We start from the raw sequence: 25,894 nt of genomic DNA on the forward strand, positions 1-25,894 counted from the left end.
AGTACGCGCAGGCCGGTCCGCGGGGGTGAGGCAGGACGTGCCGCCCTACGCCTGGGACTCGTCCGAGTCCTCGTCGTCCTCGGCGGCCGCGGGGTGCACGCGCTGCGCGCCGTGCTCGTCGCCGTCCGGCTCGACGCCGTAACGGTCCTCGCCGAGAGCCCGTACCGACCGCATGGCGTCGGCGAGGGAGGGGTCCTGTTGGTCGCTCATGTGCCCACCCTACGAGGTTCAGTGGTCGGCGGCTCGGCCACCCGTAGCGGGACCGGCGGCGGAGGGTCACAATCGACAGAGCATCCGACACGGCACTGCAGACAGCACGGGACACGGCGGGATGATCGTCGCAGAACGCTCTTTCGCACCACACGACTCGAGGGACACCCATGGGGAAGTACGTCGCTCTGCTTCGCGGGATCAACGTCGGAACCGCGAAAGGCGTCGCCATGGCCGACCTTCGTGCCGTGTTCTCCGAGCTGGGGTACGAGAACGTCGAGACGGTGCTCCGCAGCGGCAACGTCGTGTTCTCGTCGCCGAAGAAGCTGCCCGCGAGCGCGGCGGTGCAGATCGAGGACGCCCTCCTCCTGCGCACGGGCGTGCAGTCCTCCGTGCTCGTCTTCGACGAGGAGTCCTTCCGCGACATCGCCGACTCGAACCCCCTCGTGGACGTGAGCGAGGACGACTCCCGCCTCGTCGTGACCTTCCTCGGCCGGCCGCTCGAGGAGCACGAGCGGGAGTCGGCCGACATCGCCCGACCGGGGGAGTCGATGCTCGCCCCCGAGCAGCTCGCCATCGGCCGCAGCGCCCTGTACCAGTGGTGCCCCGACGGAATCCTGCAGTCGAAGGTGCCCGCCCGCTTCTGGAAGCAGTTCTCGCACGGGCTCACCCAGCGCAACTGGCGCACCGTCACGAAGCTGCTCGCGCGGCTCGAGGCCTGATCGGCGGAGCGCGGACCATGTGGCGAACCCCGGGCAAGACCTGGCGGGTGGCGGAGGACTCCCCGACCGACGTGCTCATCGCCCTGTACCTGCGCGACGCGGCGGGCCTGCTTCCCGCGGGCACCCCGCTGCTGCCGCCCATCGAGCCGCCGATCGCGCCCACCTTCGTGCCGCACTCGTCGTTCGCCTTGAACGCCGCGCGCGATCCGCGCCCCTCTCCGGAGCCCGGTCCGCAGGAGCGCGTCGACGCGCTGCGGCGGGAGTGGGAGGCCTGGTGGCAGCGGCTGGTGCGCCCGCCGAGCTATCCGAAGCTGTGGGACCTCGAGCCGCCGGGGTTCGATGCGTTCGCCGGATCCCCGGAGTTGCAGCAGCTGCTCAAGGAGCGGTTCCGCGACGCGCGGCGCTGGGCGGGCGCGCGGCACGAGGAGTTCGGCGACGCGGCCGTGGAGCGCATCCACCGGGGCGATCACGACGTGAACGCCGTCGTGGTCGCGCGCGAGCGGGAGCTCGGCCGCCGGGCGGAGCCCTTCCACCTCGATGTGCTCGTGCTGCCGGTGGCCGATCGCGACATCTGGATCATCGGTCCGTCGTCGATCGTCGTCAGCACCCGCCTGCGCAACGACTCCGCCGGCTTCCGGGAGGCGATGACCCCGCTGGTGCACGCGCTGGCGTGAGCCGCCCCGGCGCGCCGACCCCGTTCGGCCCTGCTGTTTCCGCGGCTCGGGAATCGGCGGTCGCTTCCCAGGGGCCGTGGTTAGGGTCGTCGACGTGGGTGGCGTGACTGAGGCATGGCGGACGAGGCTCCTGGAGCTCTTCTCGGGGACGGCGGACGGGCGACCGGCCTGGGTCACGGCCATCGAGGACGGCGACGACGGGGGCTACTTCGGCCCCGACTCGGCAGCGTGGGCGGTGCACGGCGGGATGCCGACGCTCGTCGCCGGCATCCGTGCGCTCCTCATGCAGACGCTGCATCCCGGCGCCATGGCTGGCGTGCACGACTGGTCGCGCTACCGCGAGGACCCGCTCGGCCGGCTCACCGGCACCATCCGCTGGCTCATCACCGTGACCTTCGCCGACACCGCGACGGCCATCGAGCAGAGCGAGCGCGTGAAGGGGTACCACGGGCGCGTGCGGGGCACCTACCTCGACGCCCGCGGCGAGGAGCGGCCCTACAGCGCCGGCGACCCCGAGCTGCTGTCCTGGGTGCACATCGTGTTCACCGACGCGTTCCTCTCGACCCACCGCATCTGGGGTTCGCCGATCCCCGGCGGCCCGGACCAGTACGTGCGCGAGTGGGCGAAGGCAGGGGAGCTCATGGGCGTGCCGACGCCGCCCCGCTCCGAGCAGGAGCTGCGGGAGCAGATCGCCGCGTTCCGCGACGCGGGGATCCTGAAGAGCGACGAGCGCGTCGCCGAGACAGTGCGCTTCATCCAGCACCCGCCGCTCCGCCGCGAGATGCTGCCCGGGTACCGCATCCTCTTCGCGGGGGCCGTCGCGTCGCTCGAGCCGGAGTACCGCGAGATGCTGGGGCTCAAGCTGCCCGCACTGGGGCCGATCCCGCTCCCCGCGATTGCGGCGACCCGGGTCACGCTGTCCGCCGTCGGCGCGGCGCTCGGCACCCGGTCGCCCAGCGAGGAGGCCGCGCGCCGGCGCATCGCCCGGGTGGCCGCCGCCCGCTCCGACGTCGCGGAGTGACGCCGCCTCCCTCCGCCCCTCCCGTCCTTTCCTCCCTCCCGTCCCTCTCTCTCGCCCCCGCCCGTCCCTCCCGAACCCCGCCGCCCGAGCTGTCCACGCTCGCCCCTCGGGGGAGTGTCGGTGGCGTCGGTTATCGTGCTGCTGACACGAGTCCGGAGGCGGTCGACCGATGAGCAAGAACGACGGCAGCAACCGTCAGGTCTCCGGTGACTCCGTCGACGACTCGGCGGCCACCATCCTGCACATCGACATGGACGCGTTCTTCGCGTCGGTCGAGCTGCTTGACCACCCCGAGCTGCGCGGCACGCCCGTCATCGTGGGCGGCACGGCAGGCCGGGGCGTGGTCACCTCCGCGACCTACGAGGCCCGGCGCTACGGCGTGCGGTCGGCCATGCCGATGTCGCAGGCGATGCGGCTCTGCCCGCGGGCGACGGTGCTGCCCTCGCACTACGAGAAGTACGGCGAGTACTCGAGGCGCGTCATGGAGATCTTTCGCAGCGTGACCCCGCTCGTGGAGCCGCTCAGCATCGACGAGGCGTTCCTCGACGTCGCGGGGGCCCGCCGCCTGTTCGGCTCGCCCGGGCAGATCGCGCGCGACATCCGCGCCCGCGTGCTCGACGAGACCGGCCTCACCTGCTCCGTCGGCGCGGCGTCGGCGAAGTTCGTCGCGAAGATGGCCTCGACCCGGGCGAAGCCCGACGGCATGCTCGTCGTGCCCGCGGACCGCACGCTCGAGTTCCTGCATCCGCTTCCCGTCGGCGCGCTCTGGGGTGTCGGCAAGACCACCCAGGAGTCGCTCGAGCGTCGCGGACTCCGGGTCATCGGCGACATCGCGGCGACGCCGCCGGACGCGCTGCGCCGGATGCTCGGCGAGGCCGCGGGGTCCAAGCTGCACGACCTGGCCTGGGGGCGGGACCCGCGGCGCGTGAACACCCACCGCGCGGAGAAGAGCATGGGCCACGAGAACACGTTCGGCGTCGACGTCGTGGATCCGGAGCGCGTGCGACGCGAGCTGCTCGGTCAGGCCGACCGCGTCGCGGTGCGGCTGCGCCGGGCCGGCTTCGAGGCCCGCACGGTCGCGCTCAAGCTGCGCTACGCCGACTTCACGACCATCACGAGGTCGCGCACCCTGGCGGAGCCGACGGACCTCGGCCGGCGCATCTACGAGGAGGTGCGCGACATCTACGAGGGCGTGCGCAAGCCCGGGGACCGGGTGCGGCTCGTCGGCGTGCGCGGGGAGCAGCTCGTCGAGGCCGGCGGCGCCGCGCTCTCGCTCTGGGACCCGGACGAGGGCTGGCGCGTCGCGGAGCGCACGGTCGACGCCGCGACCGAGCGCTTCGGCCGCGGGGCAGTGCGCCCCGCATCCCTTGTGAAGCCGCCGCGCCCCGCCGACTGACGCCCGCCGCCCCGTTCTCGCGGGCCCGCCCTGAAACCCTGTGCCTGAACTCTGTGCCGACCCACTGTTCCGGATTCAGGCTGAAACCACCACACGCCGCATACGGGGTGTCCCGTATGCGGCGTGTCGCAGCACGACCTGAATTGCGAAGGTTCGCGTGCCGGGAGCGCGGAAGTGCGGGCGCTCAGGCGTGCGGTGGTGCGGGGGATCAGACCGGGCGGCTCTCCGGCGAGTTGGTGAGGCTCGCGTCCGTCGACGCGAACTCGCCGATGGCGTCGTCGATCTTCGCCATCACGTCGGCGTCGAGCTTCACGCCGGCCGCCTTGACGTTGGACTCGACCTGCTCCGGGCGGGATGCGCCCATGATCGCGGAGGCGACGTTCTCGTTCTGCAGCACCCAGGCGATCGCGAGCTGCGCCATGGTGAGCCCGAGGTCGTTCGCGATCGGCTCGAGCTTCTGCACGCCCTCGAGGATGTCGTCGTTCAGGAAGCGCTTCACCATGTCGGCGCCGCCCTTCTCGTCCGTTGCGCGGCTGCCCTCGGGCAGCGGGGCGCCCGGCTTGTACTTGCCGGTGAGCACGCCCTGCGCGATGGGGGACCAGACGATCTGGGAGATGCCGAGCTCCTTCGAGGTCGGCACGACCTCCGCCTCGATGACCCGCCACAGCGCCGAGTACTGGGGCTGGTTGGAGATCAGCTGGAAGCCGAGCTTCGTCGCGAGCTCGTGACCGGCGCGGATCTGGTCGGCGGTCCACTCGCTGACGCCGATGTAGAGCGCCTTGCCCTGGCGCACGATGTCGGCGAACGCCTGCATCGTCTCCTCGAGGGGCGTCTCGTAGTCGTAGCGGTGCGCCTGGTAGAGGTCGACGTAGTCCGTCTGCAGACGGGTGAGCGAGCCGTTGATGGACTCCATGATGTGCTTGCGGGAGAGACCCACGTCGTTGTGTCCGGCGGGACCGGTCGGCCAGTAGACCTTCGTGAAGATCTCGAGCGACTCGCGGCGCTCGCTCTTCAGGGCGTCGCCGAGGACCTGCTCCGCAGCCGTGTTCGCGTAGGCGTCCGCGGTGTCGAAGGTCGTGATGCCGACCTCGAGGGCCTTGCGCACGCAGCTCGTCGCCACGTCGTTCTCCACCTGGGAGCCGTGGGTGAGCCAGTTGCCGTACGTGATCTCAGAGATCTTGAGACCACTGTTTCCGAGGTATCTGAATTCCATGAAGAAAGCCTAGGCTCGGGCGCTCCCCGATGCGGCCCGCCGCCCGGTTGTTCGCCGCCCACCCCCACCAACGGCTCCTGCCCAGGCAACGGGATCCTGCCCGGCTTGACGCTGGGCAGGGATCCGCTGCCTGGGCAGGGGCGTGGGGTTGTGCGGTGGTGCAGCGGTGCAGTGGTGCTGTCGTCCGGTGACGCGGGCGGGTCAGGCCGTGATCGGACCGAGGATCGCCGCCGAGTGGGCGGGCAGGCGGAGGTTCTCCTCGCCCAGGTCCACGTCGGGGGCGGTCGCGAACAGCAGCTGCGCGGGCTGGCCGAGCACCGGCAGGCCGGCCTCCTCGTCCGCGAAGTTGATCACGATGGAGAGCTCACCGCGGTTCAGCACGAAGACGCGCGACTCCTCGTCGTACTCGGTCGACGTCTCCGCGAAGCGCGGGTCCGTCAGGGCCGAGTACTCGCGGCGCAGCGCGATCAGGTCGCGGTAGACGCTGAACAGCCTCGCGTGCGTCGACTCCGAGGCGTCACCGGCCGAGCCGTACAGCTCCGACCAGTCGAGCTTCGAGTTCGTGAACGTCGACGGGTCCTGCGGGTCGGGCACGAGGGACTCGTCCCAGCCCATCCGCGCGAACTCCGCGATGCGCCCCTTTGCCGTGGCCTCCGCGAGCTCGGGCTCCGGGTGCGAGGTGAAGAACTGCCACGGCGTGGTCGCGCCCCACTCCTCACCCATGAACAGCATGGGCGTGAACGGCGAGGTGAGCGTGAGCACCGCGGCGATCGCGAGCTGGCCCTCGTCGAGGGTGGCGCTCAGCCGGTCGCCGATCGCCCGGTTGCCGATCTGGTCGTGGTTCTGGTTCGCGATCACGAGGCGCCACGTCGGGGTCTTCGCCCTGTCGATCGGGCGCCCGTGCACACGGCCGCGGAAGCTCGAGTACGTGCCGTTGTGGTAGAAGCCCTCGGTGAGCACCTTGGACAGCGCCTCGAACGAGTTGAAGTCCTCGTAGTACCCGGTCGTCTCGCCGGTGAGCGAGACGTGGATGACGTGGTGCATGTCGTCGCTCCACTGCCCGGTCAGCCCGTACCCGTTGGCCTCGCGGGAGGTGATGAGCTTCGGGTCGTTGAGGTCCGACTCCGCGATCAGCGTGAGCGGGCGACCGACGCTCGCCGAGAGCACGTCCACCTCGACCGCGAGCTCCTCGAGGATGTGCACGGCGCGCTCGTCGACAAGCGCGTGCACCGCGTCGAGGCGCAGACCGTCGACGTGGTAGTCGCCCAGCCACATCAGCGCGTTGTCGATGATGTAGTCGCGCACGTGGTCGGAGTGCTCGCCGTCCAGGTTCACCGACGAGCCCCACGTGTTCGCGCTCGCCTCGTGCAGGTACGGGCCGAACACCGGCAGGTAGTTGCCGGACGGGCCGAGGTGGTTGTAGACCACGTCCTGGATCACGCCGATGCCGCGGGCGTGGCAGGCGTCCACGAAGCGCTGGTAGGCGGCGGGACCGCCGTAGCCCTCGTGCACCGTGTACCAGAGGACGCCGTCGTAGCCCCAGTTGTGGGTGCCGTTGAACCCGTTGACGGGCAGCAGCTCTACGAAGTCGACGCCGAGGTCGACCAGGTGCTCGAGGCGGTCGATCGCGGAGTCGAGCGTGCCCTCGGGGGTGAAGGTGCCGACGTGCATCTCGTAGATCGTGCGCCCGGCGAGCTGGCGGCCGGTCCAGGCGGAGTCGGTCCAGGAGAACGCGTCGGGGTCGTACGTCTGCGAGAGCTTGTGCACGCCCTCCGGCTGACGCCGCGACCGCGGGTCGGGCAGCGGCGTGTCCGCGTCGTCGATCAGGTAGCCGTACCGCGCGTCGGGTCCGGCGTCCTCGACGGGCTCGGCGGGAACCCACCAGCCGTCCTCGGCGGGCGTCATGTCAACGCGTGAGCCGTTCAGCTCGAGCGTCACCTTCTCGGCCGAAGGCGCCCACACGTCGAAGCGATCGTCCGTCATTTCTGTCCTCCATCCATGCGCGCCAGGAGCGCTACCGGGTAGTGCGCGAGCAGGGCGGCGAGCCCGACGCGACCGCCCTCGACGGTCCGGCCGCCGACGTGGTCGACGTACCGGCCCTCGGGAACGGTGATGTGGGTGTCGCCCCAGCCGCCGCCGTCGGCGAGGCCGACGGGAAGGCGGGTCGCGACGGTGATCGCGCCGCCGCGGTCGAAGGCGAGCACGTGCTCCGCGGCCGCGCCCGTCGCGTACACGGGCTCGTAGCCCGTGAACAGGTCGGTGCGCTCGCGGCGCAGACGCAGGGCCCGCGCGGTGACGAGCAGCTTGGCGGCGCCCGTCTCGTCGATAGGCGGCTGCGCTCCAGCGCTGATGGCGTCGAGCGCGGCGCGGCGGGCGGTGAAGTCCACCGGGCGGCGGTTGTCCGGGTCGACGAGGCTCATCTCCCACAGCTCGCTGCCCTGGTAGACGTCGGGCACGCCGGGCGCGGTCAGCTGCACGAGCTTCGCGGACAGCGCGTTCGACCAGCCGTAGCCGCTCAGCCGGTCGTACAGACCGCTGATGATCGAGCCCGCGCGGGGGTCGTCGAACGCGGCGTCGACGAGCGCGTGCATGGCGCGCTCGAACTCCTCATTCGGCGCCGTCCACATCGTGGAGTTGCCGGCCTCGCGGGCGGCCTTCTCGACGTAGGCGTGCAGGCGGTCGCGGGACGCGGGCCAGGCGCCGAGGATCGTCTGCCAGATGAGGTTCTCGAACGGGCCGTCGTCGAGCGGCGCGATCTCGCGCAGCGACTCGAGATAGCCCGCCCAGGCGTCCGGCAGCTCGGACAGCACGTTCACGCGCGCCCGCACGTCCTCGCCACGCTTCGTGTCGTGCGTCGACATCGTGGTCATGGAGTGCGGCAGCTCCGCCTGGCGGCGGGCCTGGCGCTCGTGGAACTCGGGCACGGTGATGGCGAACTCGGACGGATTGGCCCCCACCTCGGTGAGGGACACGAGCCGGGTGTACCGGTAGAACGCGGTGTCCTCGACGCCCTTCGCCATGACCATGCCGCTCGTCTGCTGGAACCGGCGGGCGGCGGGGTGCGAGACGTCGGAGAGGACCGGCACGAGCACGTCGATGGCGTCGACGAGGTCCGGGCGGTAGTGCTTCGCGCGCTCCACCGCCTCGTCCAGGTGCTCGCGGCCGTAGGGGAGGTACGAGCGGTAGACGGGGAAGCAGGCGAGCAGCTCGGCCATCGCGTCCGCGAGGCGGTCGTCGGTCGAGCCGACGGACTCGGGCGCCGCCTTGCCCTCCGCGGGCTCGGGGTCGGGCATCACGCCGGGAAGGAGGCGGGTGAGCCGCAGCACCTCCGAGCGCAGGATGCCGTCGGCGATGGCGCGCTTGGTGCCATGCGTCATGTCCTCCCAGGAGACGGGGGACTGATCGTCGATGCCGCGGAGGCGCGAGTCGAGCACGTCGAGGCCGTCTTGGCCCTCGGGGTCGACGAACACCCGGTCGAGCGTCGCGAGCGCGTCGTATCCCGTCGTACCGGCGGTCTTCCACTCGGACGGCATGCGCTCGTCGCCCTCGAGGATCTTCTCGACGAGCACGTAGGCGCCGCCCGTGGCCTTCGCCAGCGACTCGAGGTACTCGCCCGGGTCGAACAGGCCGTCCGGGTGGTCGACCCGCAGGCCGTCGACGAGCCCCTCGGTGAACCAGCGCACGATCTCCTCGTGCGACTCGTCGAACACCCAGGGCACCTCGACCTTGATGCCGGCGAGCGTGTTCACCGCGAAGAAGCGGCGGTAGTTGAGCTCGGCGTCGGCGCGGCGCCAGTTCACGAGCTCGTAGTTCTGCCGCTCGTGCACGGTCTTGGCGTCCGACCCGTCGTCGGCGGTGCCGGGGGCGATGGGGAAGCGGTTGTCGTAGTAGTGCAGCTCCTTCGTGCCGGAGCCGTCAGGCGCGTCCGCGATCTCGAGCCGATCGAGCTCCTCGTCGCCGTCGCCGAGCACGGGCAGGCGCACCTTGCCCGCGCCGAACTCCCAGTCGACGTCGAACGCCTCCGCGTACCGGCTGTCCTGGCCGTGGGTCAGGAGGTCCCACCACCAGACGCTCTGCACGGGCGTGGCGACGCCGACGTGGTTCGGCACGATGTCGACGAGCACGCCGAGACCGAGAGAGTGCGCGACGTCCGCCGCGTGCTTCAGGCCCTCGGCGCCGCCGCGCACGGGGTCGACCCGGGAGTGGTCGGTCACGTCGTAGCCGTGGTCCGACCCCTCCTCCGCCTTCAGCAGCGGCGAGAAGTACACCCAGTCGGCGCCGAGGTCGCGCACGTACTGCAGGGTGTCCGCCGCGGCGTTCAGGTCGAACGACTCTCGGATCTGGAATCGGTAGGTGCTGATCGGAGTGCGCACTACAGCACCGGCTTTCCGCCGGTGGTGGCGGTCGGGGGCTGGACCGCGCCGGACGCGGCCTGGGCGAGGGAAGCCGAGACCGAGTGGTCCGGCTCGACCTCGGGCTGGAGGTAGGCGCGGAGCACGGCGAGGGACTTGCCCTGCAGCACGACCTCGGAGCCGGCGGGGACGGGGTCGGCGTCCGTGCCCTCGCCCGCGGTGTTCACCACGAGCTCCCAGGCGGGTGCGTACTCGTCCGTCGGCAGCGAGAAGGTCACGGCCTCGTCGTGCGCGTTGAAGAAGAGCACGAACGAGTCGTCGGTCACCCGCTCGCCGCGGGCGTCGCGGCCGCCGATGCCCTGGCCGTTGAGGAACACGCCGACCGTGCGGTCGAAGCCGGTGTCCCAGTCCTCGGGCTCCATGGCGTTGCCGTCCGTCTTCAGCCACACGATGTCGGGCAGGGGCTCGCCCTCGCCGCGGCGCACCGGGCGGCCGTCGAAGAAGCGACGACGGCGGAAGACCGGGTGGCTCTGGCGCAGCTGCGCGATCGCCGAGGTGAACTCGACGAGGGGCAGGTCGGCCTGGTCCCAGTGCACCCAGCTGATCTCGGAGTCCTGCGCGTAGGTGTTGTTGTTGCCCTGCTGGGTGCGGCCCAGCTCGTCGCCGTGCAGGATCATCGGCACGCCCTGCGAGAGCAGGAGCGTCGCGATGAAGTTGCGCTGCTGCTTGGCGCGGGCGCGATTGATGTCCTCGTTATCGGTCGGACCCTCTTCACCCATGTTCCAGGAGCGGTTGTGGGACTCGCCGTCGTTGTTGTCCTCGCCGTTCGCGTCGTTGTGCTTCTCGTTGTAGGAGACGAGGTCGCGGATCGTGAAGCCGTCGTGCGCGGTGACGAAGTTGATCGAGGCGACCGGGCGGCGCCCGTCGTGCTCGTAGAGGTCGGCGGAACCGGTGATGCGGGCGGCGAACTCACCGAGCGCGGACTCCTCGCCGCGCCAGAAGTCCCGGACCGTGTCGCGGTACTTGCCGTTCCACTCCGTCCACTGGGGCGGGAAGTTGCCGACCTGGTATCCGCCGGGTCCGACGTCCCAGGGCTCCGCGATGAGCTTCACCTGGGACACCACCGGGTCCTGCTGCACGAGTTCGAAGAAGGTGGAGAGCTTGTCGACGTCGTAGAACTCGCGGGCGAGGGTCGAGGCGAGGTCGAAGCGGAAGCCGTCGACGTGCATCTCGGTGACCCAGTAGCGCAGGCTGTCCATGATCAGCTGCAGCGAGTGCGGGTGGCGCACGTTCAGCGAGTTGCCCGTGCCGGTGTAGTCCATGTAGTACTGCGGGTCGTCGTCGACCAGGCGGTAGTACGCCTCGTTGTCGATGCCCTTGAACGACAGGGTCGGGCCGAGGTGGTTGCCCTCGGCGGTGTGGTTGTACACGACGTCGAGGATGACCTCGATGCCCGCCTCGTGCAGGGCACGGACCATGCCCTTGAACTCCTGCACCTGCTGGCCGCGCTCGCCGGCCGAGGAGTACTCGTTGTGCGGCGCGAAGAAGCCGATGGTGTTGTAGCCCCAGTAGTTGCGGAGGCCCTTCTCCAGCAGCGTGCTGTCCTGCACGAACTGGTGCACCGGCATGAGCTCGATGGCGGTCGTGCCGATCTTGCGCAGGTGCTCGATGATCGCCGGGTGGGCGATGCCGGAGTACGTGCCGCGCTGCTCCTCGGGAACCTCGGGGTGGAGCTGGGTGAGGCCCTTCACGTGGGCCTCGTAGATGATGCTCTCGTTGTAGGGCGTGCGCGGCGGGCGGTCGCCGGCCCAGTCGAAGAACGGGTTGATGACGACGCCGAGCATCATGTGCGGGCCCGAGTCGTCGTCGTTGCGGGAGTCCGGGTCGCCGAAGTTGTAGGAGAACAGCGACTGGTCCCAGTCGATCGAGCCGCAGGTCGCCTTGGCGTAGGGGTCGAGCAGCAGCTTGTTGGGGTTGCTGCGCTTGCCGGACTTCGGGTCGTACTCGCCGTGCACGCGGTAGCCGTACTTCTGGCCCGGCTGCACCTGGGGCAGGTAGGCGTGCCACACGAAAGCGTCGACCTCGGTGAGCTCGACGCGGGTCTCCTGACCGTCGTCGTCGATCAGGCATAGCTCGATGCGCTCGGCCGCCTCGCTGAAGATCGCGAAGTTCGTGCCACTCCCGTCGAAGGTCGCGCCGAGGGGGTAAGGGGAACCGGGCCAGGTCTGCATGCATCCTCCGGATGTAAGAAGTGGGGGGAGGGTTCAAAGGTATAGGAGGGGCGCGGCCGGTGCGGACGGCTCGAGAGGGGTTGACGACGCCGGGATTCCGGTTAGAAGGTGCCCCTTCCTGTGCGTCGGGTGAGAAGTCGTAGGGAACGACGCGACCCCGATTGCCGCGGCGTATGTTCGGACCCGTCACCGCAATCACCAACGAGAGGGGAACCGCTATGAGCACCGTCAAGTCGGATATCGACGTGAACGTCCCGATCAGCGTCGCCTACAACCAGTGGACCCAGTTCGAGTCCTTCCCGCAGTTCATGGGCGGCATCGACTCCATCACCCAGACCGATGACACGCACACGCACTGGAACGTGTCCATCGCCGGCATCAAGCGCGAGTTCGACGCCGAGATCACCGAGCAGAAGCCCGACGAGCGCGTGGCCTGGAAGAGCATCGGCGGCGAGCAGCACGCCGGCGTCGTGACCTTCCACCGCATCGCCGACGACCAGACCCGCGTCTCCGTGCAGCTCGACTGGAAGCCGGACGGCATCGTCGAGAAGGTCGGTGCCCTGCTGCAGGTCGACGACATCCAGATCGACCGCGACCTGCACCGTTTCAAGGAGCTCATCGAGTCCAACGGCTTCGAGACCGGCGCCTGGCGCGGCACCGTCGAGCGCGAGCCCGACGCGACCGGTCGCTGACCGGCGAATCGCGGCAGCACCAGCACCACGAACGACGAAAGGCCCGGCGGAGCGCCGGGCCTTTCGTGCGTCCGGGAGCGGGCGCTGCGCCGCGTCAGCGACGGCGGCCGGCCACGGCGGGGATGACGACCCAGAAGAGCAGGATCGCGGCGAGGGTGCCGACCGCCGTGACGATGCCCGCCGTCCTCGTCCAGACGACGTCGAAGATCAGCAGCGACACCCCGGAGATCGTCAGGGCGATGCCCACGAGGGCCGCCTGCAGGAAGCCGTGGCCGATGCGCACGATCGCGTCCTTCGCGCGCTTCCGGAACAGCCAGCGGTGCAGGCTCACGGGGGCGAGGCCGAGCGCCGTGGTGAGCGACGCGAGCACCACGAGCACGAGGTAGACGTCGACCTGGAACTCGTTCAGGTCCTCGAAGCGGGACTGGAACGCGACCGTGAGCAGGAACCCCGTGAGGATCTGGGTGCCCGTCTGCAGCACGCGGAGCTCCTGGAGCAGCTCGTTCCAGTTGCGGTCGAGGCGCTCGGCCTCGCTCTCCGAGCGGCCGTCGTCGCTGTAGTCGCCGCCTGCCGTCGCTCTGTCCGCCGTCACGACGCCTCAGCGTAGTTCGGGGACGGGGTCGGTGACGGTGCGCCACAGGTGCAGGGTGGCGTAGGAGCGCCACGGGGACCAGGCCCCGCCGCGCGCGGCCAGCTGCACCGGGACGGTCGGCAGGCCGAGCCGCGCGGCGGCCTGACGCACGACGAGGTCCGTCGCGAGCAGCACGTCCGTGTCGCGCAGGACGCGCATGGCGAGATAGTCCGCGGTCCAGGGTCCGATGCCCGGAAGCGCGACGAGGGACCTGCGCAGCTCGGCGCCGTCCACCGACTCGTCGACCCGCACCGCCCCCGAGGCGAGCGATGCCGCGACGAGCATCATGCTGTCGATGCGCCGGGCGGGCCCGCGCAGCACCTCACGGCCCCGCTCGGCGATGCGCTCGGCCGACGGGAAGACGTGGGTCACGTCGCCCGCGAGCGCCGCGGGCAGGGGGTCGCCGAGCGCGACGGCGAGGCGGCCCTGCACCGTACGGGCGGCCGCGATCGAGATCTGCTGGCCGAGCACCGTGCGGAACAGCGTCTCGTGCGGGTCGGGGCTGCCCGGGATGCGCACGCCAGGGGTGCGCCGGACCGCGGGGGCGAGCACGGTGTCCTCGGCGAGGGCGTCGTCGATGACGTCGGGTCGCGCGTCGAGGTCGCAGAGGCGCCGCACCCGCTGCACGAGCTCCGGCAGGTCGTCCGCGTGGGTCAGCCGGGCGGAGACGGACACCCCGGGCGGGGCGGGCTGCTCCGTCGGCGTGAGCGTCACGGTCGCCATGCCGAGCGGCAGCCGCATCGCCCTCGTGAACTCGGGCGCCGCCCACGCCTCCAGGCCGGGCACCGCGTGCGTCTCCAGGTAGCGGAACAGGCCGCGGCTGTCGAACGGCGGGTGCGCGCGGAGGCGGAAGCGAGCCGTCGCGATCCCCGCGGGGCCGTCCTCGCGCACGAGGTCGACGGGATCGGCGAAGGAGTTCACGGATCCACCGTGCCAGGGCGCGCCGCTTCGCCCAAGTCGGCGCGCGGCCAGCCGGCCGGCACGGTCGCGCCCGGACCCCGGCCCTGCGGGCGGGCGGGCGGGGAAGGCCCACCGGCGCGCGCTACCCTCGTCGCATGCGCAGCGACGACGTGCACGTGATGGTCGAGCCCTCGGGGGCCGAGGGGACGACAGCGGCCGGTGCCGCGGGGACCGCGGGAGGCCACCCCGTCCTGGACGCCCTCCGCCGGGAGCTCGGCGACGCGGTGAGCACCGATCCCGCCGAGCTCGACGCCACGCGCGAGGACAAGTCCGGCTGGCGGAGCGCCTCCCGGCCGCTCGCCGTCGTGCACGCGACGACCGTGGAGCAGGTGCAGGCGACGATGCGCATCGCATCCGCCACCGGAACGCCCGTCGTGCCCCGCGGCGCGGGCACCGGTCTCGCCGCGGGCGGCACGGGCGCGGCGGGCGAGATCGTGCTGAGCACGCTCCGCATGAACCGCATCCTCGAGATCTCCGAGGCCGACGAGCTCGCGGTCGTGGAGCCCGGCCTCATCAACGATGACCTCAACGCGGCGCTCGCGCCCTATGGGCTCTGGTATTCGCCCGACCCGGCGTCCAAGGCCATCTCGTCCATCGGCGGCAACATCGCCACGAACGCGGGCGGGCTGCTCTGCGCCAAGTACGGGGTGACCCGCGAGTCCGTGCTCGGTCTCACCGTCGTGCTCGCCGACGGGCGGCTGCTGCGCACGGGACACCGCACGGTCAAGGGCGTCACCGGGTACGACCTCACCGCGCTGCTCATCGGCTCGGAGGGGACGCTCGGCGTCATCGTGGAGGCGACGGTGAAGCTGCGCGCGCTGCCGACCGCGCCTCCCGCAACGATCGGCGCCTACTTCCCGACCGTGCGGGAGGCGGCCGCCGCGTCCGCGGCCATCACGGCCGCCAGGCTGCGGCCCGCCGCCATGGAGCTCATGGATCCCGCGTCGGTCGCGGCCGTCGACGCCTACCTCGGCACCGACGTCGGCGCCGGCGACCGGGCGTTCCTCCTGGTGCGGTTCGACGACCAGGCCGCGGCGCAGGACGCGGCGCGGGCGGTCGAGCTCGTGCGGGCGGAGGGCGGCGTCGCGGAGCTGACCTCGGATCCCGTCACCGGGGACCGGCTGCTGGCCTACCGCCGGGCGGTGCACCCGTCCCTCGAGGCGCGCGGCAACGTGCTCATCGAGGACGTCGCCGTGCCCCGGTCCCAGCTCGTCGCCATGTTCGACGAGATCGTCCGCATCGAGGCGGAGTACGACGTGCGCATCCCCACGGTCGCGCACGCCGGGGACGGCAACCTGCACCCCAACTTCGTGATCGACGCGGGGGCCGACGGCGTGCCGGACCGCATCTGGCGCGCGGCCGACGCGCTGTTCCGGTCCGCGGTCGCCCTCGGGGGAACGCTGACGGGCGAGCACGGGGTCGGCCTGCTCAAGAGCCGATGGCTGGAGGACGAGCTCGGCGCGGACTCGGTCGACATTCAACGGAGGCTCAAGGCCGTGTTCGACCCGGACAGCATCCTGAACCCGGGCCGCGTCTTCGGCTCCGGCATCGCGGCGCCCTGACCTGAGGCGACCCGAGGTCAGGGCGCAGAGCAGGCCCGGGAGGGATGCCGCGCCGACCCCTCGTGCGTAGGCTGAGCAGCCCATCGACCCGACGAGGAAGCAGCGCGCGTGTCCGACCCCTCCGGTTTCCAGCTCAACCAGTCGTCCCCCTCCGTGATCGCACAACACGCCGGCCACGCCGCACCCCGGCCGGCGGGGCGGCCCGCGCAGTCGGTCTGGAACCAGCCGGCGCCGCGGCCGTCCCTCGCGCTCACCGTGATCGGCGTCGTCGCGATCGTGCTGCTGTGCGTCGTCGGGCTCCTCGTGCTCGGCTACCTGAGCCTCGCGCTCGGGGCGACGGCCGTCGTCATCTGCGGGTTGCTCGCGCTCGTGCCGCTGCTCCTCGTGCTGCAGGTGGTGCGCTGGATCGACCGTTGGGAGCCGGAGCCGCGGGGCGTGCTGCTGTTCGCGTTCCTCTGGGGCGCCGCCGCGTCGGTCGCCATCGCGCTCCTGTTCGACCTCGCGTTCCAGCTGACCCTCGTGGCCACGAACAGCACGGCCCTGTACACCGAGTTCGGCGCGCTCGCCGTGCAGGCGCCGATCATCGAGGAGAGCGCCAAGGGCTTCGGCATCCTGCTCATCTTCCTCGTCGCCCGCAGGCACTTCGACGGCCCCGTCGACGGCCTCGTCTACGGCGCGACCATCGCCGCCGGCTTCGCCTTCACGGAGAACATCCAGTACTTCGGGCAGTCGCTCATCGAGGGCGGCACGTCGGGGCTGGCGAGCGTGTTCTTCCTCCGCGCCATCCTGTCGCCCTTCGCGCACGTGATGTTCACCTGCTGCACGGGCATCGCGCTCGGCTTCGGCGCCCAGCGCTTCGGCGTCGCCGGGGCGCTCGGCATGTGGCTGCTCGGCCTCGTGCCCGCCATCTTCCTGCACGCCCTCTGGAACGGCGGCTCCTACATCGCGGGGAACTTCCTCGCCTTCTACATCGCCCTGCAGGTGCCGCTGTTCCTCGTCGCCATCGTGATCGCCGTGCTGCTGCGTCAGCACGAGATGCGGGTGACCCGGCGCCGCCTCAGCGAGTACGCCGACGCGGGTTGGTTCACGCCCGCCGAGGTCGAGATGCTGTCCTCCTGGGAGGGGCGCCGCCGGGCGCGCGCCTGGGCACGGACCCAGGGGTCGGGCACGGCGGACGCCATGCAGCGGTTCACCCTCGACGCGACCCGCCTGGCGTACGCGAGGCACCGCATCCTTCGTGACCGGAATCACCTGGGCAAGCAGCGGGACGAGCGGCAGATCCTCGAGGCCGTGTCCGCGGACCGGTTCGCACTGCTGCACCCGACGGTCGCCGGCGCCCGGACCTGACTCGCAGCAGCGCGTCGCGCAGCGCCGGAAATGGTAATCCTGACGCACACAACGGGGCGCATCGCGAGCGGTTCACAGGCGATCCGCAGACCGAAGGCCGCTGTCGGGGGACCGGCATAGGGTCGGAAGTGCGTCGCCCGCCGGGGCGGCGTGCCGGCTGCAAGGCGGCCGGCCACCACCCACGCGGAAGGGGCGGCCATGCCGACCGACGACAACAGCACGCAGAACGACTCGGCGCAGAGCTCGGGCGAGACCCTCGGGGCGAAGAACGCCGAGCCCGCATCGAGTGCCGAGAAGGATCCCAGCGACTGGGTCACCGGCGACGAGCCCATGACCGGCGCTCAGCGCAGCTACCTCGACTCCCTGGCCCGCCAGGCCGGCGAGGAGCTGTCCGCCGACCTCACGAAGGCCGAGGCCTCGGAGCAGATCGACCGGCTCCAGGACGAGACCGGACACGGCAATTCCGGCAGCTGACGGAATACCAGAGCGGGCGCCGCGCGTCAAGTCCCTCTTGCGGGGGACGAGTATCCGATGTACTCGTAGAACACGCGCGCGCTCGCGCCGGGACGACGTCGTTCCGCCGCGCGTACGTCGAAAGGAAACGCCATGGGTGCCGTTATCTGGAAACGAATAGATTCTGATCGCTGGATGGGGGACGACGGAGGCAGGCCGCTCGGCGAGATCGTCGAGGCCGACCCCCACCGCTTCCTCCTGCGGAACGAGACCGGAGCCGAGATCGGCAGCTACCTCACCCTCCGCGACGCGCAGCGCGGGTTGCTCGCCGAGCGCTCCGCGTCGCCCGCCGACGTGCGGACCGAGGTCCGCACTGAGACCGGGTCGCGTCGTGAGGACGTGCTCGACATCGACCAGATCGGGCCGGACCTCGCTCGGGTGCGGGTGGACCTGCACACGATCGGGTTCGTCCGGAAGGTGGGCCGGGTCCACGTCGCGCTCGGCGGTCCGACGCTCCACCTCGCCGTGGAGGAGGGGCAGTTCTACTTCTTCGCCGACGCGGTGCGCTGCCTGCGCTCGCTGAAGCGGGAGTACTGAACTGCGGGAGTACGAGACAGCACGGCCGGCAGCACGGTCGAGCATGGAGGGGCCGGTCGCGATCGCGACCGGCCCCTCCATCCGCCCGGCCCGCCGTAACGGGAAAAGGGCGAGGTGGCGCGCCATTTAGGATGGACGCCATGGCCACGGGCGAGTCCTTCTACATCACAACGCCGATCTTCTACGTCAACGACGTCCCGCACATCGGGCACGCGTACACGGAGGTCGCGGCGGATGTGCTGGCCCGCTGGCACCGCCAGCGCGGCGACGACACCTGGTTCCTCACCGGAACCGACGAGCACGGCCAGAAGATTCTCCGCACGGCGACGGCGAACGACACCACCCCGCAGTCGTGGGCCGACAAGCTCGTGAGCGAGGCCTGGCAGCCGCTGCTCGAGGCCATCAACATCTCGAACGACGACTTCATCCGCACCACGGACGAGCGTCACGAGAACGGCGTGCGCATCTTCCTGCAGCGCCTGTGGGACGCTGGGTTCATCTACACCGGCGAGTACAAGGGCTACTACTGCGTCGGCTGCGAGGAGTACAAGCAGCCGAGCGACCTGGTCGACGGCACGGGGCAGTACGAGGGCCAGCTCGTCTGCGCCATCCACTCCATCCCTGTGGAGCTGCTCGAGGAGAAGAACTACTTCTTCCGCATGAGCGACTTCGCGGACCGCCTGCTCGCCCTCTACGAGGAGCGCCCCGACTTCGTGCAGCCCGAGAGCGCGCGCAACGAGGTCGTCTCGTTCGTGAAGCGCGGCCTCGACGACCTCTCCATCTCCCGCTCGAGCTTCGACTGGGGCATCAAGGTGCCCTGGGACGAGTCGCACGTCGTGTACGTCTGGTTCGATGCGCTCATGAACTACGCGACGGCCGTCGGCTTCGGAGTCGACGACGAGACCTTCGCCCGTCGCTGGCCGGCCACTCACATCGTGGGCAAGGACATCCTCCGGTTCCACGCGGTCATCTGGCCCGCGATGCTCATGGCCCTCGGCGAGGAGCCGCCCGCGCGCGTGTTCGGTCACGGCTGGCTGCTCGTCGGCGGCGAGAAGATGTCGAAGTCGAAGCTCACCGGCATCGCTCCCGAGGCGATCACGAGCACGTTCGGCATCGACGCCTTCCGCTACTACTTCATGCGCGCGATCAGCTTCGGCCAGGACGGCTCGTTCAGCTGGGAGGACCTCTCCGCCCGCTACCAAGCCGAGCTCGCCAACGGCTTCGGCAACCTCGCCTCCCGCGTGATCGCGATGGTCACCCGGTACCGGCAGGGGGCCGTGCCCGAGACCGGCGCCACCACGCCCGCGGACGAGCACATCTACGCCGTGGCCCGCGACGCCACCCAGCAGGCGGACGCCGCCATCGAGCGCCTCGCCATCCACGAGTCGCTCGCCGCCGTGTGGCAGCTCGTCGACGCCCTCAACGGCTACATCACGACGCAGGAGCCCTGGGCGCTCGCCAAGGACGAGGCGAACGCCGAACGGCTGGACACCGTGCTCGCCACGGCGGTGCACGGCCTCGGCGCGCTCGCCGTGCTGCTCGCGCCGGTGCTGCCGCAGGCCGCGAGCACCCTCTGGGGGGCGATCGGCGGGGAGGGCGAGGTCTCGGCGCAGGCGATCGACCACGCCTTCGAGTGGTCGGGATCCGGGCGTGTCACGCCGCTCGCGGCCCCGCTGTTCCCGCGGATCGAGGCGGACACGCCGGCCACCCCGACGCCCGCCACGAGCAAGGCCTAGCCGGCCGGTTCCCGGTTCCTGCCCCGCCACGCAATTCAGCAGATCCGGTCGAGCGGTCGGCGTGTCGAGCGGCCACGCGGCGTGTCGGCTCGAATCTGCTGAAGTGCGTCGATTCTGCTGACCAGCGTCCACAGGGTCGGGCTGCCGCCGTGCCCCTCGGCGCGTCCCTGCCGCATACCGTCCGCCCGGGTCGGCGTCCCGGGATCGCCCGCCCGCGGCGGCTAGGGTCGAGGAGGGCCGCCACCATCGAGTACGAGGAGCGACGCGCATGAGCAACGAGACCCCCGGCGCATCGGGCGGATTCAGCCACGGGCTGAGCACGGACACGAGCGCATACATCCGCAAGCGCGACACGAGCTCGGAGCACGGGCAGACCCGCGACCTCACCTACCCGCCGCTGCCGCCGGCGCTGGTCGTGCCGGTGTACGACAACCACGCGCACCTGGAGATCGCCGACGGCGAGAACCCCATGCACTACCGCGAGCACCTGGACCGTGCGTCCGCCGTGGGCGTGAAGGGCGTCGTGCAGGTCGGCGGTGACCTCGAGACGTCCCGCTGGTCCGCGGAGGTGGCCGCGCACGAGCCGCGCCTGCTGGCGGCGGTCGCCATCCATCCCAACGAGGCGCCGAACTACGACCGGGCGGGCACGCTCGATGACGCCATCGCCGAGATCGCGGAGCTCGCCACCCGGCCGCGCGTGCGGGCCGTCGGCGAGACCGGCCTCGACTTCTTCCGCACCGGCGACGAGGGCCGCAACGCCCAGTACCGCTCCTTCGAGGCGCACATCGAGATCGCGAAGCAGAACGACATCGCCCTCCAGATCCACGACCGTGACGCGCATGACGCGGTCATCCGCACGCTGAAGCGCGTCGGGGCTCCGCAGCGCGTGATCTTCCACTGCTTCTCCGGCGACGCCGACATGGCCCGGGAGTGCGCGGAGAACGGCTGGTTCATGTCGTTCTCGGGCAACGTCACGTTCAAGAACGCGCACGCCCTGCGCGAGGCGCTCGAGGTCGCCCCGCGCGCCCTGCTGCTCGTCGAGACGGACACCCCGTTCCTCACCCCGACGCCGCTGCGCGGCCGGCCGAACAGCCCCTACCTCATCCCGTACACGCTGCGGGCCATGGCGGCACACCTCGACACGGACGTGTCCATGCTCGCCGCCCAGATCTCGTCGAACACCGAGAACATCTACGGCCGCTGGGACGACGAGCCGGTCACCTCGCCGACCCCCGACCCCGCAGAGTCTTCATGAGTGAACCGGGACGCCTGCTCGGCCCGGCGGAGATCCGCGACCTCGCCGAGCTCCTCGGGGTCTCGCCCACGAAGAAGCTGGGCCAGAACTTCGTGCTCGACGGCAACACGGTCCGCCGCATCGTGAAGACGGCGCGCGTGCGGCCCGGCCAGACCGTTGTCGAGGTGGGCCCGGGACTGGGCTCGCTCACCCTCGGCCTGCTCGAGGTCGGCGCGTCGGTCGTCGCGGTGGAGATCGACGGCAGGCTCGCGGAGCAGCTGCCGATCACGGTCGAGCAGCTGCAGCCCGGGGCGCCGCTCACCGTGCTGCACCAGGACGCCCTGCGCGTGACGGAGCTGCCGGGCGACCCCACCGCGTTCGTGGCGAACCTGCCGTACAACGTGTCCGTGCCGGTGCTCCTGCACTTCCTCGAGCACTTTCCGAGCATCCGGTCGGGGGTCGTGATGGTCCAGTCCGAGGTCGGACTGCGCCTCGCGGCGGATCCCGGGTCGAAGGTCTACGGTGCGCCGAGCGTGAAGGCGGCCTGGTACGGCCGCTGGCGGACGGCCGGGCAGGTGAGCAGGCAGGTGTTCTGGCCCGTGCCGAACGTCGACTCCGTGCTCGTGGCGTTCGAGCGCGACGAGCAGCCGCGGGGCAGCGACGAGCTGCGCGCGCGCACATTCGCGCTCGTCGATGCCGCCTTCCAGCAGCGCCGCAAGATGCTGCGCCAGGCGCTGTCCGGCGTCCTCGGCTCGAGCGAGCGCGCGACCGCCGCGCTCAACGCCGCGGGGCTGGAGCCCACCGCGCGCGGCGAGCAGCTCGGCATCGCGGAGTTCGTCGCCCTTGCATCGGTCGCGCCGGACGTTCCTTAATGGCCGCACGGTCCGGGGAGCAGGCGGGCGCGGCGCCCGCGGCTCCGGCGAGGAGGAGATCGAGGATGATCGACGGGGTGGCCGGCCGGGAGGATGATCTCGGCGACCGCGCGATGCTGCAGGCAACGGGCAAGAGCTGGAACGAGTGGTACGAGGCGCTCGACCAGGCGGGCGCGACGAGCTGGTCGCATCCGCAGATCGCCGGTTGGCTCACGGATCGGCACGGCGTGCCCGGCTGGTGGGCGCAGGGTGTGACTGTCGGCTACGAGCAGGCGCGGGGGATGCGCAGGCCGGGCCAGATGGCGGACGGCACCTTCAGCGTCGGTGCGAGCAGGACGATGCCGTTCGAGCAGCTGCCGCTGCTGGACCGCGCCGTCGAGGTACTGACGTCCGCGCTCGGTGCGGAGCCGGTCGCAACGAGTCGTGAGGCGAAGTACGTCTCCGCGCGCTGGCCGCTCGAGCACGGCGAGTCGCTGCTCGCGCAGGTGAACCCGACCGCGGGCGGCCGTTCGTCGGTCGTGCTCACCCACTCCCGAATGCCAAGCGCCGAGGCCATGCCGCACGCGAAGGCGCGGCTGCGCGGGCTGCTGGACGCGATCGCGTCGGGTGCGGCGGGGGAGCGGTAGCGTCCCGCCCCGAGTGCGGAGACCGAAGCCCGGAGCGCGGAGGCCGGCGCCCGGCGCGACGGCATCCCGAATCCTCGACCCATCCGTGCCCCTGCCCAGGCAGCGGCCGTGTGCCCAGGTTGAACCTGGGCACGATGCCCGTGCATGGGCAGGGGCCCCCCGCCTCGGGACGCCCCCTCGAGACGCCGCCTCGGGACGCCGCGTCAGGCACCGTGGCAGGCTGGGAGGCATGACCTCTCCCGAACGCAGCACCTCGTCCCGCCTGTTCCTGATGCGGCACGGCGAGACGGAGTGGAGCATCAGCGGGCAGCACACGAGCCACACCGACCTGCCGCTGACCGAGGCCGGCGAGGAGCAGGCCCGGGCGCTCGGCAGGGCGCTCTCCGGGCACCCGTTCGGCCTCGTGCTCTCCAGCCCCCGCACGCGCGCCGCGCGGACCGCCGAGCTGGCCGGATTCGGCGACGTCGTGCAGGTGGACGAGAACCTCGTGGAGTGGGACTACGGCGCCTACGAGGGGCGGACGAGCGCCGACATCCAGGCCGAGCTCGGCCACGCCTGGAGCCTCTGGACCGACGGCGTGCCCGCCGGGGACACCCCGGGCGAGTCGTCGTCCGACGTGCAACGACGCGTGCGGGCGGCCATCGACCGGGCGCAGCCCGAGCTGGACGCGGGCCGCGACGTGCTCATGGTCGCGCACAGCCACCTGCTCCGCGCCCTCACCGCCGTGTGGCTCTCGCTGCCCGCGTCGAGCGGCGGGCTCTTCTCGCTGAGCACGGGCACGGTGAGCGAGCTGGGCTACGAGCACGGGCGGCCCGCCGTCAAGCGCTGGAACTGCCCGCCGGCTCAGCTGCCCGAGCTCTGAGGCGGTCCGGTCCCGGCGGCCGGATGCGCTCCGCCGCCCAGCCCGCCGCCGGGTGAACTTCGGCCCCCTCGGGGCTGGGCTAGGTTTGAAGCATGACCTCTGCGGCGGCCGGTTCCCGAACTGTCCACGCACGCGCCCCGGGGAAGATCAACGTCTTCTTCAAGGTCGGCTCCCTGCTCGAGGACGGCTACCACGACGTCGCCAGCGCCTACCAGGCGGTTTCCCTTTACGAGGACGTCTACGCGACCGCGGCCGACGACTTCTCGGTCACCTTCGGCGGCCCCATCGACACGTCCGGGCTCCTCACCGACGGCTCGAACCTCGCCATCAAGGCCGCGCGGATGCTCGCCCGCAAGACCGGGTTCCGCGGCGGCGTCGCGCTGCGGATCGACAAGAACGTGCCCATCGCGGGCGGGATGGGCGGCGGCTCCGCAGACGCCGCGGCCACCCTCCTCGCCTGCGACGCCCTGTGGCGCACCGAGGTGCCGCGGGAGGAGCTGCTCGCCCTCGCCGCCCGGCTCGGCTCCGACGTGCCGTTCGCGCTCGTGGGCGGCACCGCCATCGGCACCGGCCGCGGCGACCAGCTGAGCCCGGCGCTCGCCAAGGGCACCTTCCAGTGGGTGCTCGCGCTCGCCGAGTTCGGCATGTCCACCCCGGACGTCTACAGCGAGCTCGACCGGCACCGCGCGCGGCACGCCCGCGACATCTTCCCGGCCTCGCCGCAGCCGACCGTGGACACCAACGTGCTCCAGGCGCTTCGCGCGGGGGATGCGCAGATGCTGGCCGAGGTGCTGCACAACGACCTGCAGGCGCCTGCCCTGCACCTCGCGCCCGGCCTTGGCGCCGTGCTCGAGCTCGGCGAGGAGAACGGCGCGCTCGCGGGCATCATCTCCGGATCCGGTCCCACGGTCGCGTTCCTCGCGCCCGACCTCGACGGGGCGCTCGAGCTGCAAATCGCCCTCAGCGCGGCCCGGCTCAACGTGCTGCGCGTGACCGGTCCCGTCCACGGCGCCCGCCTCCTCCAGGAGCACTGAGCGCACGTTGCCGTCGTTGCCCCGTACGGTCCCTGCTCCGTACGGTCCCTGAGCTCGTCGAAGGGACGGTCGTCGGCCTGCGTCCCTTCGACGGGCTCAGGGACCGTGAGTGCTCAGGGACCGTGGGTGCTCAGGGACCGTGGGTGCTCAGGGACCGTGGGAGCCCAGGGCGTTCGCGCGGTCGAGAAGGACGCGCCGGTCGCGCTCGTTGAGCGTGAGCTCCGCCGCTCGCTCGAACTCGGCCCTCGCCTCGGCGGGGCGGCCGAGCCGCGCGAGCAGGTCCCCGCGCACGCTCGGCAGGAGGGCGTAGCCGGCGAGGGCGCCGCCCGCGACGAGGCCGTCGACGAGCCTCAGCGCGGCCTCCGGTCCCTCGGCCATCGACACGGCGACGGCGCGATTCAGCTCGACGACCGGTGACCCGGACGCCTCCGCGAGCTCCCCGTACAGCGCAGCGATGCGCCGCCAGTCCGTGGACTCCGCCCGGGGCGCGCGGGCGTGGCAGGCGGCGATGGCGGCCTGCAGCGCGTAGGGACCACGCGCGCCGAGCGCCTCCGCGCGGGCGAGCGCCGCCAGGCCGCGCCCGATGAGCAGCCGGTTCCAGCGCGACCGGTCCTGGTCGACGAGCAGGATCGGCTCACCGAGGTCCGTGGTGCGGGCCGCGAACCGGGAGGACTGCAGCTCCATCAGCGCGACGAGGGCGTGCACCTCCGCCTCCCGCGGCACGAGCTCGGCCAGGACCCGGCCCAGGCGAAGCGCCTCCTGGCACAGCGCCGGTCGCATCCAGTCCTCGCCCGCCGTCGCCGCGTAGCCCTCGTTGTAGATCAGGTAGAGCACCTCGAGCACCGAATCGAGCCGCTCCGGGAACTGGTCGCGGGACGGCACCTCGAACGGCACGTCGGCGTCGCCCAGAGTGCGCTTCGCGCGGGCGATGCGCTGCCCGATCGTGGCGCTGGGCACGAGGAACGCGCGCGCGATCTCCTCGGTGCTGAGCCCGCCGAGCAGCCGCAGTGTCAGTGCCACCCGGGCCGGGCGGGCCAGCACCGGGTGGCAGGCGACGAAGAGAAGGCGCAGCAGGTCGTCCTGCAGCGGTTGGTCGAGGGCCTCGGCATCCGGCTCGCCGACGCCGGGCCGCCCCTCGAGGCGGTGGGCGAGCTCGGCGTACTTCGCGCCCTGCCGCTCCTGCCGTCGCCAGTGGTCGACGGCCCGGTTCTTAGCGGTCGCCGTGAGCCAGGCGGCGGGGTTGCGCGGCACCCCCGCCTCGGGCCACTGCTCAAGTGCGGCGACGAGCGCGTCCTGAGCCAGCTCCTCCGCGAGGTCCACGTCCCGGGTGATGCGCACGAGCGCGCCGATCACGCGCGGACCCTCGATGCGCCAGATCGCCTCCACGGAGCGGCGCGCGGATCCGTCAGCGGCGAGGTCCGGCCCACCGGCGTCGCTCGCGTCGCTCACGTCGCTCACGGCCGGCCCGG

At 71.6% G+C, this 25,894-nt stretch carries 23 protein-coding genes; 15 read left to right on the forward strand and 8 right to left on the reverse strand.

The window, feature by feature from the left end; translation table 11 throughout:
• Nucleotides 1-45 precede the first annotated feature (45 nt).
• Nucleotides 46-210 (reverse strand): hypothetical protein, encoded by a 165-nt coding sequence (locus tag DAI20_RS18480; RefSeq protein WP_159084976.1) that lies wholly within the window; start codon nucleotides 208-210, stop codon nucleotides 46-48.
• Between the two features lie 170 nt (nucleotides 211-380).
• On the opposite strand from DAI20_RS18480, the gene DAI20_RS08515 reads away from it, so the two are divergent.
• The 4 genes from DAI20_RS08515 (at nucleotide 381) to DAI20_RS08530 (ending at nucleotide 4,023) form a co-directional block, all read left to right on the forward strand.
• Nucleotides 381-932 (forward strand): DUF1697 domain-containing protein, encoded by a 552-nt coding sequence (locus tag DAI20_RS08515; protein ID WP_108250146.1) that lies wholly within the window; start codon nucleotides 381-383, stop codon nucleotides 930-932.
• A gap of 17 nt (nucleotides 933-949) precedes the next feature.
• Nucleotides 950-1,606, forward strand: a complete 657-nt coding sequence (locus tag DAI20_RS08520; protein ID WP_108250147.1) for a hypothetical protein — start codon at nucleotides 950-952, stop codon at nucleotides 1,604-1,606.
• A 94-nt stretch (nucleotides 1,607-1,700) separates the two neighbouring features.
• Nucleotides 1,701-2,627, forward strand: a complete 927-nt coding sequence (locus DAI20_RS08525; RefSeq protein WP_108250578.1) for an oxygenase MpaB family protein — start codon at nucleotides 1,701-1,703, stop codon at nucleotides 2,625-2,627.
• 169 nt (nucleotides 2,628-2,796) lie between these two features.
• Entirely contained in the window at nucleotides 2,797-4,023 is a 1,227-nt protein-coding gene (locus DAI20_RS08530) for a DNA polymerase IV (RefSeq protein ID WP_108250148.1), read from the forward strand.
• Between the two features lie 208 nt (nucleotides 4,024-4,231).
• On the opposite strand, the gene DAI20_RS08535 is transcribed toward DAI20_RS08530, so the two are convergent.
• The 4 genes from DAI20_RS08535 to glgX all read right to left on the reverse strand — a co-directional run bounded on the left by DAI20_RS08535 (nucleotide 4,232) and on the right by glgX (nucleotide 11,819).
• Complete coding sequence (locus tag DAI20_RS08535) at nucleotides 4,232-5,236, reverse strand: aldo/keto reductase family protein (protein ID WP_108250149.1); 1,005 nt, start codon at nucleotides 5,234-5,236, stop codon at nucleotides 4,232-4,234.
• A 201-nt stretch (nucleotides 5,237-5,437) separates the two neighbouring features.
• Nucleotides 5,438-7,219 (reverse strand): malto-oligosyltrehalose trehalohydrolase, encoded by a 1,782-nt coding sequence (gene treZ / locus DAI20_RS08540; RefSeq protein ID WP_108250150.1) that lies wholly within the window; start codon nucleotides 7,217-7,219, stop codon nucleotides 5,438-5,440.
• Nucleotides 7,216-9,609 (reverse strand): malto-oligosyltrehalose synthase, encoded by a 2,394-nt coding sequence (gene treY / locus DAI20_RS08545; RefSeq protein WP_108250151.1) that lies wholly within the window; start codon nucleotides 9,607-9,609, stop codon nucleotides 7,216-7,218. Before treY ends, treZ begins: the two co-directional genes overlap by 4 nt.
• Nucleotides 9,609-11,819: a glycogen debranching protein GlgX gene (gene glgX, locus DAI20_RS08550; RefSeq protein WP_108250152.1), complete on the reverse strand. Its 2,211-nt coding sequence runs from the start codon at nucleotides 11,817-11,819 to the stop codon at nucleotides 9,609-9,611. The genes treY and glgX overlap by 1 nt, the downstream gene beginning before the upstream one ends.
• 218 nt (nucleotides 11,820-12,037) lie before the next feature.
• On the opposite strand from glgX, the gene DAI20_RS08555 reads away from it, so the two are divergent.
• Complete coding sequence (locus tag DAI20_RS08555) at nucleotides 12,038-12,511, forward strand: SRPBCC family protein (protein WP_108250153.1); 474 nt, start codon at nucleotides 12,038-12,040, stop codon at nucleotides 12,509-12,511.
• 94 nt (nucleotides 12,512-12,605) lie between these two features.
• On the opposite strand, the gene DAI20_RS08560 is transcribed toward DAI20_RS08555, so the two are convergent.
• Both DAI20_RS08560 and DAI20_RS08565 read right to left on the reverse strand, forming a co-directional pair.
• On the reverse strand, nucleotides 12,606-13,103 hold the full coding sequence (locus tag DAI20_RS08560) for a DUF6328 family protein (RefSeq protein WP_108250154.1): 498 nt from the start codon (nucleotides 13,101-13,103) through the stop codon (nucleotides 12,606-12,608).
• 6 nt (nucleotides 13,104-13,109) lie between these two features.
• Nucleotides 13,110-14,063 carry a DNA-3-methyladenine glycosylase family protein gene (locus DAI20_RS08565; RefSeq protein ID WP_240605978.1) on the reverse strand — a complete coding sequence of 318 codons (954 nt, stop codon included), beginning with the start codon at nucleotides 14,061-14,063 and terminating at the stop codon, nucleotides 13,110-13,112.
• Nucleotides 14,064-14,197: 134 nt separating this feature from the next.
• Here DAI20_RS08565 and DAI20_RS08570 point away from each other — a divergent pair, with 134 nt between their 5' ends.
• The 10 genes from DAI20_RS08570 to DAI20_RS08615 all read left to right on the forward strand — a co-directional run bounded on the left by DAI20_RS08570 (nucleotide 14,198) and on the right by DAI20_RS08615 (nucleotide 24,425).
• Nucleotides 14,198-15,664 (forward strand): FAD-binding oxidoreductase, encoded by a 1,467-nt coding sequence (locus DAI20_RS08570; RefSeq protein ID WP_240605979.1) that lies wholly within the window; start codon nucleotides 14,198-14,200, stop codon nucleotides 15,662-15,664.
• Between the two features lie 108 nt (nucleotides 15,665-15,772).
• Complete coding sequence (locus tag DAI20_RS08575) at nucleotides 15,773-17,011, forward strand: PrsW family intramembrane metalloprotease (protein ID WP_240605980.1); 1,239 nt, start codon at nucleotides 15,773-15,775, stop codon at nucleotides 17,009-17,011.
• 198 nt (nucleotides 17,012-17,209) lie between these two features.
• Complete coding sequence (locus DAI20_RS08580; RefSeq protein ID WP_108250155.1) at nucleotides 17,210-17,485, forward strand: DUF3072 domain-containing protein; 276 nt, start codon at nucleotides 17,210-17,212, stop codon at nucleotides 17,483-17,485.
• A gap of 174 nt (nucleotides 17,486-17,659) precedes the next feature.
• A complete protein-coding gene (locus DAI20_RS08585; protein WP_108250156.1) occupies nucleotides 17,660-18,061 on the forward strand; it encodes a hypothetical protein in 402 nt (133 codons plus the stop codon).
• 140 nt (nucleotides 18,062-18,201) lie between these two features.
• Nucleotides 18,202-19,797: a methionine--tRNA ligase gene (gene metG, locus DAI20_RS08590; RefSeq protein ID WP_108250157.1), complete on the forward strand. Its 1,596-nt coding sequence runs from the start codon at nucleotides 18,202-18,204 to the stop codon at nucleotides 19,795-19,797.
• A gap of 268 nt (nucleotides 19,798-20,065) precedes the next feature.
• Nucleotides 20,066-21,052 carry a TatD family hydrolase gene (locus DAI20_RS08595; RefSeq protein ID WP_108250158.1) on the forward strand — a complete coding sequence of 329 codons (987 nt, stop codon included), beginning with the start codon at nucleotides 20,066-20,068 and terminating at the stop codon, nucleotides 21,050-21,052.
• The gene (gene rsmA, locus DAI20_RS08600; RefSeq protein WP_108250159.1) at nucleotides 21,049-21,903 is read left to right on the forward strand and encodes a 16S rRNA (adenine(1518)-N(6)/adenine(1519)-N(6))-dimethyltransferase RsmA; all 855 of its coding nucleotides are present in this window, start codon (nucleotides 21,049-21,051) and stop codon (nucleotides 21,901-21,903) included. Before DAI20_RS08595 ends, rsmA begins: the two co-directional genes overlap by 4 nt.
• Nucleotides 21,904-21,968: 65 nt before the next feature.
• The gene (locus DAI20_RS08605) at nucleotides 21,969-22,529 is read left to right on the forward strand and encodes a hypothetical protein (protein WP_108250160.1); all 561 of its coding nucleotides are present in this window, start codon (nucleotides 21,969-21,971) and stop codon (nucleotides 22,527-22,529) included.
• A gap of 229 nt (nucleotides 22,530-22,758) precedes the next feature.
• Nucleotides 22,759-23,391: a histidine phosphatase family protein gene (locus DAI20_RS08610; RefSeq protein WP_108250161.1), complete on the forward strand. Its 633-nt coding sequence runs from the start codon at nucleotides 22,759-22,761 to the stop codon at nucleotides 23,389-23,391.
• 92 nt (nucleotides 23,392-23,483) lie between these two features.
• Nucleotides 23,484-24,425, forward strand: a complete 942-nt coding sequence (locus DAI20_RS08615; protein WP_108250162.1) for a 4-(cytidine 5'-diphospho)-2-C-methyl-D-erythritol kinase — start codon at nucleotides 23,484-23,486, stop codon at nucleotides 24,423-24,425.
• Nucleotides 24,426-24,572: 147 nt separating this feature from the next.
• Here the strand turns inward: DAI20_RS08615 and DAI20_RS08620 are convergent, their stop codons facing one another.
• On the reverse strand, nucleotides 24,573-25,874 hold the full coding sequence (locus DAI20_RS08620) for an RNA polymerase sigma factor (protein WP_108250582.1): 1,302 nt from the start codon (nucleotides 25,872-25,874) through the stop codon (nucleotides 24,573-24,575).
• Nucleotides 25,875-25,894: the final 20 nt, after the last annotated feature.

Source organism: Planctomonas deserti, assembly GCF_003067705.1.
Lineage (GTDB): Bacteria > Actinomycetota > Actinomycetes > Actinomycetales > Microbacteriaceae > Planctomonas > Planctomonas deserti.